The organism is Streptomyces hainanensis (assembly GCF_004348415.1).
Taxonomy (GTDB): domain Bacteria; phylum Actinomycetota; class Actinomycetes; order Streptomycetales; family Streptomycetaceae; genus Streptomyces; species Streptomyces hainanensis.
On sequence record NZ_SMKI01000423.1, the window covers coordinates 1 to 6,814 of the forward strand.

7 protein-coding genes are annotated in these 6,814 nt (G+C 73.3%); 1 reads left to right on the plus strand and 6 read right to left on the minus strand.

Features of this window, described 5'->3' with window-relative positions:
- Positions 1-467, minus strand: a 467-nt coding sequence (locus E1283_RS39135; RefSeq protein WP_243745183.1) for a DUF2510 domain-containing protein, incomplete at its 3' end; no start/stop codon positions are given.
- 100 nt (positions 468-567) lie between these two features.
- Entirely contained in the window at positions 568-1,695 is a 1,128-nt protein-coding gene (locus E1283_RS28930) for a DUF4037 domain-containing protein (RefSeq protein WP_132821125.1), read from the minus strand.
- 232 nt (positions 1,696-1,927) lie between these two features.
- On the opposite strand from E1283_RS28930, the gene E1283_RS28935 reads away from it, so the two are divergent.
- On the plus strand, positions 1,928-2,371 hold the full coding sequence (locus E1283_RS28935) for an SsgA family sporulation/cell division regulator (protein ID WP_132821126.1): 444 nt from the start codon (positions 1,928-1,930) through the stop codon (positions 2,369-2,371).
- A gap of 10 nt (positions 2,372-2,381) precedes the next feature.
- Here the strand turns inward: E1283_RS28935 and E1283_RS28940 are convergent, their stop codons facing one another.
- The 4 genes from E1283_RS28940 to E1283_RS28955 all read right to left on the minus strand — a co-directional run bounded on the left by E1283_RS28940 (position 2,382) and on the right by E1283_RS28955 (position 6,721).
- Positions 2,382-2,855, minus strand: a complete 474-nt coding sequence (locus tag E1283_RS28940; RefSeq protein ID WP_132821127.1) for an Lrp/AsnC family transcriptional regulator — start codon at positions 2,853-2,855, stop codon at positions 2,382-2,384.
- Positions 2,856-3,169: 314 nt separating this feature from the next.
- A complete protein-coding gene (locus E1283_RS28945; RefSeq protein ID WP_132821128.1) occupies positions 3,170-4,003 on the minus strand; it encodes a YlbL family protein in 834 nt (277 codons plus the stop codon).
- 9 nt (positions 4,004-4,012) lie between these two features.
- Positions 4,013-4,657, minus strand: a complete 645-nt coding sequence (locus E1283_RS28950; RefSeq protein ID WP_132821129.1) for an IclR family transcriptional regulator — start codon at positions 4,655-4,657, stop codon at positions 4,013-4,015.
- A 261-nt stretch (positions 4,658-4,918) separates the two neighbouring features.
- Positions 4,919-6,721 carry a DEAD/DEAH box helicase gene (locus E1283_RS28955; protein ID WP_132821130.1) on the minus strand — a complete coding sequence of 601 codons (1,803 nt, stop codon included), beginning with the start codon at positions 6,719-6,721 and terminating at the stop codon, positions 4,919-4,921.
- Positions 6,722-6,814: the final 93 nt, after the last annotated feature.

Here is a 6,814-nt window from a genome sequence, read left to right on the forward strand (position 1 = left end):
GGCGTGGGGGTCCCGGCGGGGGTCGGCACCTGACCGGGCGTCGGCTCGGCGGCCGGGGCGCCCTCGGCCGGGGTGCGACGGAACTGGCCGCGCGGGTCGATCCGCCCGGCCGCCGACGCCGGCGAGGGACTGACGTCCTCGTCGGAGCCCCAGGAGACCCGCTGGTCCCCGGAGTGCGCCACCTGCGGGCCGGAGTCGGCCGGCCCGGTCGGCGATGGGTCCTCGTCGAAGAAGAAGGGCTGTGTCTCGTCCTTGGGCGGAGCCTGCGCCGGCGTCGGCGCCTGCGGCACCGTCCCGGCACCGGTCGGCGGGGTGGGGACCGGCTCGCCCTCCCGAGGCTCGGGCCGGCTGCTGCCCGGCACCCACGTGGTGCCGTTCCAGTACCGGATGTAGCCGGGAATGGACGGGTCCGGATACCAGTTGGGCCCCGGGCCGCCGCTGGCGCCTTCCGCGGGTGGGGAGCTCATGCGGTCCGAATCTCCTCGTCCGTGCTTTCTGGTCGCGACTGCGGGTAAGCATGGTACGTCGCAGGCGGCCAGCGTCATTCCAGTCTGTCCGAGAAGGACCTTAACGAACACCGTCCGGTTCCCACGTGTCGTATCGCTCTATCGACGCGTGAATCGCGGCGCGCGCCGCCGTTCGGTGCCCGAGGAAGTCCGTGTTGTCGGCCCACTGGTCGACGGAACCGGTCAAGGGCGCCCGCCGCAGCGCCGGATCGGTGAGCGTGTCCACCAACTCCGTCGCGAACCGGCCCGCGTCGAGCACCAGGAACGGCCGACTGTGATAGGGCCGCGGGGCCGGATCGAGCGGCGCGGTCAACCCGGACGCGTTGTGGAGTGCCGCGACCCGCTCGTAGGCATGGCAGAGGTGCCGCTCGCGGAGCGCGGCGCCGGTGGCCGCGAGCGCGCCGCGCAGCGCGGGCGCCAACTCGGCGGCGATCGGCAGCCCGGCGAAGGCGCTCCCCAACCACTTGGCGTAGGGCGGGTAGCGGCGCGCGTAGAGCAGGCACAGCCGCATCAGATCGCGGACCAGCCGGCCGGTGACCACCGCCGCCCCGAGGTGGTCCCCCACCTCGGCACAGCGCCCCGGGAACGCCTCCTCCTGTGCGAGACGTTGCCACTGGGAGGCGAGCAGCCAGCGCCAGGTCTCGTCCGGATACCAGGCCAGCCGTGCCCGGGCCTCGGTCAACTCCCCCACGCCGTCGTGGAACACGGCGCCCGCGGTGGTCTCGGCGAGCCGCTGCCACGGCATGGCGAGCCAGTCCGTCGTGGTGGGCTCGGCGGCGAGGCCGCGGTCGGCGAGCCAGGAGCCGACGTCGGTCACCGTCACCCGGTGGGCGACGGGCCCCTCGGTGGGCGCCATCAGCCCGACCGGGTCGCGGGGCGAGGCGGAGGGGCGGAAGTTCGTGGGCCAGCCGCGCACCGCCTTGGGCAGCCGGTGGGCGAACAGCCGCGCCAACTCGGCGGCGTGCTCGGCCGCGTCGTCGGGGGGCAGGAACAGTTCGAGGCGCGGGCCCCACTCGTGGTCGGCCGAGCGGGCGGTGTCGAAGCCGAGCACCTCGGAGCCGGGGCCGATCCGGGCGGCGGCGTACGGCAGACCGGGGAGGTGTTCGTCGAGCAGGGGGCGCACGGCCTCCTCGTAGAGCAGGCGGGAGAGCTGGAGGCCGGGCAGGAAGGCGGGAGTTGGCGAGGTCACCGGATCACTGTGCGAGGGGGGCGGCCGGCGGTCCATCGAATATCGCCCGGGCACGCCGCGCGTCAGGGTGCCGGTGGCGCGTCGTAAGCCCGTAGCCCGTCGCGGGCACCGTCGCGGGCACCGTCGCGGGCACCACCGGAAGCCGCCGGAACGAATCTCGCGAAGTCGCGTAATGAAACACCGCCCGGCCCCTCTCTCCCCACGCAGGACCGCACAGAGAAGGGCGCATCCCATGCACACGATCATCGAGCGGGAGTTGGACCTCCAGTTGGTGCTCTCGCCTGAGCGCAGCGTTCCGGTGCCGGCTCGGCTCGTGTACCGGTCCGACGATCCCTATGCCGTACACATCACCTTCCACCTGGGCTCCGACGTCCCGGTGCACTGGACCTTCGCCAGGGACCTGCTGGTGGAGGGGGTCTTCCGGCCCTCGGGCGAGGGCGACGTACGGGTCTGGCCGGCCAAGCCGGCCGGCCGGAACATCATCTGCCTGTCGCTGCGCTCACCCGACGGCGAGGCGCTGCTGCACGTGCCGGCGGTGCCGCTCTCGGCGTGGCTCGAGCGGACCCTGCGGGTGGTGCCGCCGGGCACGGAGGGCGACTCCGGCGACGTGGAGGACGAACTACGAGGCCTGCTGATCCCCGGCAGAGCCGAGGAGCCGGGCGAGGCGGCGTCCTGAAGGGGCCGGGTCAGGCGCCGCCGGCCGCCGCGTGCCGCACCAGCGGGATCACCCGCAGCGGCACGGGGTTCTCCATCACGATCGCGGTGGACGAGCGCACGATGCCGGGGAAGCCGACGACCCGGTCGATCACCCGCTGGAGGTCGGCGTTGGAGCGGGCCACCAGGCGGCAGAGCATGTCGCCCTGGCCGGTGATGGTGTGCAGTTCCAGCACCTCGGGGACGCCGCCGAGGTGGCGGCGCACCTCCTCGCCCCGGCCCTGGGTGATCTCCAGCGTGGCGAAGGCGGTGACCGGGAAGCCGATGGCCGCCGGATCCACGTCCGGGCCGAACCCCCGGATGACGCCTGCCGTCTGGAGTTTCTCCAGCCTGGCCTGGGCCGTGCCGCGGGCGACGCCGAGCCGCCGGGACGCCTCGAGCACGCCGATCCGCGGCTCCCTGGCCAGCAGTTCGATCAGTCGCGCGTCGAGTTCGTCGATTGCCATGCGGTGGCCCCCTTCTCGCGGGCCAGACTGTACAGAAATCCCTCTCCGCTTCACCAAGCCGACCCGGAATCGGCCCGATTTCCGCTACATGGTGTGCAGGACATGAGGATTTCCCGCGTTCGACCGCCGGATTCGCACGGTGTACCGCAGCAATTTCCGGCCGATCAGCGTGAAAGGGCCGCGCCGGGGAATCTGTACCTACACCACCCCCCACAAGCCGCCCCCGCGACCTGCACTCGCGGGGGCGGTTGGGGCAGTCGGGGAAAGATCGGCGGCACCGGGCCCGCGGAGTGGGCCCAGGGCCGCGACAGGTCCTAGCAGCTCGGCACGGACTCCCCGGCCGCCAGCGCGCGCAGGTCGTCCACCGCGCCGCTCAGCGTCGTGACCGGGATCAGCCGCAGCCCGTCGGGCAGGTCGGCCTGGGCGTCGGAGCACTCGTCGCGCGGCACCAGGAAGACGGTGGCGCCGTCGCGGGCCGCCGCCCTGGTCTTCAGCGGCACGCCGCCCACCGGGCCGACCGTGCCGTCCGCCTCGATGGTGCCGGTGCCGGCGATCACCCGGCCGCCGGTGAGGTCGCCGCCCCGCCCGTCGCCGGCCAGCAGGTCGACGACGCCGAGCGAGAAGAGCAGGCCGGCGCTCGGGCCGCCGACGTCGGGGAGATTGAGCTCGACCGAGACGTCCGAGTCGTCCATGCCGAGGTAGGACAGGGCCGCGGCCGCCGCCGTGTCCTGCGACTCCCGCATCTGCTGGGCGTTGTGCTCGCGGATCTCCCGCGTCGAGTCGCCCACCGGGTAGACGGAGCTGCGGGGCATGACGGCGCGGTCGTCGGCGAAGTAGCCGCTGATCACGTCGGAGAGCCGGATCGTGGCGTCGGGGCCGGTGGCCACGATGGTGGTGAGCCGCAGCTCGCCCTCGGTCTCGCGGACCGGGGCGCCGGAGACGGTGATCACCGGCTGCCCTTCCGCCTCGCCGAGGACGTCGGCGGTCGACCCCGGATAGGTCACCGAGAACGGCAGCGGCACGATCGCCACCACCGCGAACAGCGCCACCACCAGCGCGCCGCACAGGACGAGCGTCAGCGGGCGGCGGCCGCGGCGCGGCGTCTTGACGGCGACCGGGTCCTGGGGCGCGGCGGGGGCAGCGGGCATGCAGCGAATCTAACGCAGAACGGCGGCGACCTCTTCGGCGGCCCGAACCACCCGGGGCCCGACCTCGGGCGGCACGGCCTCGCTCAGCATGACCACGCCGACGCTGCCCTCGATGCCGCAGTCCCTGGGCAGCGGGGCCGCGGCGCCCGAGCCGCCGGCCTCCAACTCGCCGCGGGTGAGCACGAATCCGTCCTCGTCGTTGATGTCCTTGCAGCGGCCGGTGAGGATGGCGCGCCCCGCGGCGCCGCGGTCGAGTGGATGCCGGAAGCCGGTGCGGTAGGCCACGTGGTAGTCGGTCCAGCTCGGCTCCACCACGGCCACGGTCAGGGCGTCCGTGCCGTCGACCACGGTCAGGTGGGCGGTGGCGCCGACGTCCTCGGCGAGCGCGCGCAGGGCCGGCAGCGCGGCCTCCCGTACCAGGGGATGCACCTGGCGGCCCAGGCCGAGCACCCCGACGCCGACCCGGGCGCGGCCGCCCGCGTCCCGTCTGACCAGGGAGTGCTGTTCCAGGGTGGCGAGCAGCCGGTAGACCACGGTCCGGTTCACGCCGAGCTGGCGCGACAACTCGGTGACCGTCAGCCCGTGGTCGGACTCGGCGAGCAGCTTGAGGACACGCAGTCCTCGGTCGAGCGTCTGAGAGGTCTCCGCGGTCACGGCGCCCCCTTCCGGGTCAGCGGTGTGCGTGCCGTTCGTCCCGTTCGGCAGCGCGCACGGGATGCCATCACAGGACATGGCAGGTGAGACGGATCACTGGCCGCTGCGCACCGGGGCGACTCTGCCACCGAGTGTGCGCGTGTCCGGAAACTTATCGATCAGCACCGGTTACCGGAAGAGGACGTCCAAAATCCGAGCAACCACGACAGGATTTGGACTGTTCTGGGAGAAATGACCGAGCGATAGGCGAGGGGGTCTCGGTCACCGCATGCGCGTGGCCCACTCCCTGACCTTCTGCACCCGCTGCCGCAGCTGCCCCGCCGTGGCCTCGGCGCTCGGCGGGCCGCCGCAGACCCGGCGCAGCTCGGTGTGGATCACGCCGTGCGGCTTGCCCGTCTGGTGGGAGTAGGCGCCGACCAGGGAGTTCAGCTCGCGGCGCAGCTCCATCATCTCCTTGTGGCTGAGCACCGGCCGGTTCTCCGCGGGGACCTCGAGCAGGTCGGCCTCCTCGTCGGGGCGGCGCCTGCTGTGCGCGATCTGCCGGGACTGCCGCTTCTGGAGCAGCAGCCGCACCTGGTCCGGTTCGAGCAGCCCGGGGATGCCGAGGTAGTCCTGCTCCTCCTCGCTGCCGGGGTGGGCCTGCATGCCGAACTCGGCGCCGTCGTACATGACCCGGTCGAAGACGGCCTCGGACTCCAGGGCCTCGAAGGGGAGTTGGTCCTGCTCGCCGTCGGGCTCGTTCTGCTCGCGCTCGGCCTCCTCGAGCAGGGCGGCCTCCTCCGCGTACGGGTCCTCCTCGGCGTCCTTCTTCGGCTTGTCCAGCACATGGTCGCGCTCCAGTTCCAGCTCGTGCGCGAACCCGAGGAGCGTCGGGATGGTGGGCAGGAAGACGGAGGCGGTCTCGCCGCGCCGCCGGGAGCGCACGAAGCGGCCCACGGCCTGGGCGAAGAACAGCGGGGTGGCGATGGTGGTGGCGTAGACCCCGACCGCCAGCCGGGGCACGTCCACGCCCTCGGACACCATCCGGACGGCGACCATCCACCGCTGCTCGCCGCCCCGGAACTCCTCGATCCGCCCCGAGGCGCCCGAGTCGTCGGAGAGCACCAGGGTGGCCGAGGTGCCGGTGATCTCCCGGATCAGCTTGGCGTAGGCGCGGGCCGACTCCTGGTCGGTGGCGATCACCAGGCCGCCGGCGTCGTGGATGGACCTGCGCACCTCGGTCAGCCGCCGGTCGGCGGCGGCGAGCACCGCCGGCATCCACTCGCCCCGGGGGTCGAGCGCGGTGCGCCACGCCTGGGAGGTGGCGTCCTTGGTCATCGGCTCGCCCAGCTTGGCGGCGATCTCGTCCCCGGCCTTGGTGCGCCAGCGCATGCTGCCGCTGTAGGAGAGGAAGATGACCGGCCGGACCACGCCGTCGGCCAGCGCGTTGCCGTAGCCGTAGGTGTAGTCGGCGACGGAGCGGCGGATGCCGTCCGCGTCCTCCCCGTAGGAGACGAACGGGATCGGGTTGGTGTCCGAGCGGAACGGGGTGCCGGTGAGCGCCAGCCGCCGGGTGGCCGGCTCGAACGCCTCCAGGCACGCCTCGCCCCAGGACCGGGAGTCGCCGGCGTGGTGGATCTCGTCCAGGATGACCAGGGTCTTGCGCTGCTCGCAGCGGTTGCGGTGGAGCATCGGCCGCACCCCGATGCCGGCGTAGGTGATGGCGACGCCGTGGTAGTCCCGGCTCAGGGGGCCGGCGCTGTACTCCGGGTCGAGCCGGATGCCTATCCGGGCGGCGGCCTCGGCCCACTGGGTCTTCAGGTGTTCGGTGGGGGCGACGACCGTCACCTGCTGGACGACGTGGTGGTGCAGCAGCCAGGAGGCCAGGGTCAGCGCGAACGTCGTCTTGCCGGCGCCGGGGGTGGCGACGGCCAGGAAGTCCCGCGGCTGGCGCCGCAGGTACTCCTCCATCGCCCCCTCCTGCCAGGCGCGCAGCTTGCCCGCCGTGCCCCAGGGGGCGCGGCCGGGGAAGGCGGGCGAGAGGTGGTGCGAGGAATGCGGTGCGGACGAGGCGGTGGTAGTCACGGTCTCCGGAATGGGGGCTCGGGATCGGCAACCGCGCCAGCCTACAAGGGCCGGCGGGCAGGCCGCGGCGGCGAGCCCCCACCCCGCCCCAAC

What these genes read in the sequence shown, in the direction of transcription:
- E1283_RS28935 (WP_132821126.1), top strand. Translation starts at nt 1,928, where the DNA reads ATGCACACGATCATCGAGCGGGAGTTGGACCTCCAGTTGGTGCTCTCG.
- E1283_RS28940 (WP_132821127.1), bottom strand. Translation starts at nt 2,855, where the DNA reads ATGGCAATCGACGAACTCGACGCGCGACTGATCGAACTGCTGGCCAGG.
- E1283_RS28945 (WP_132821128.1), bottom strand. Translation starts at nt 4,003, where the DNA reads ATGCCCGCTGCCCCCGCCGCGCCCCAGGACCCGGTCGCCGTCAAGACG.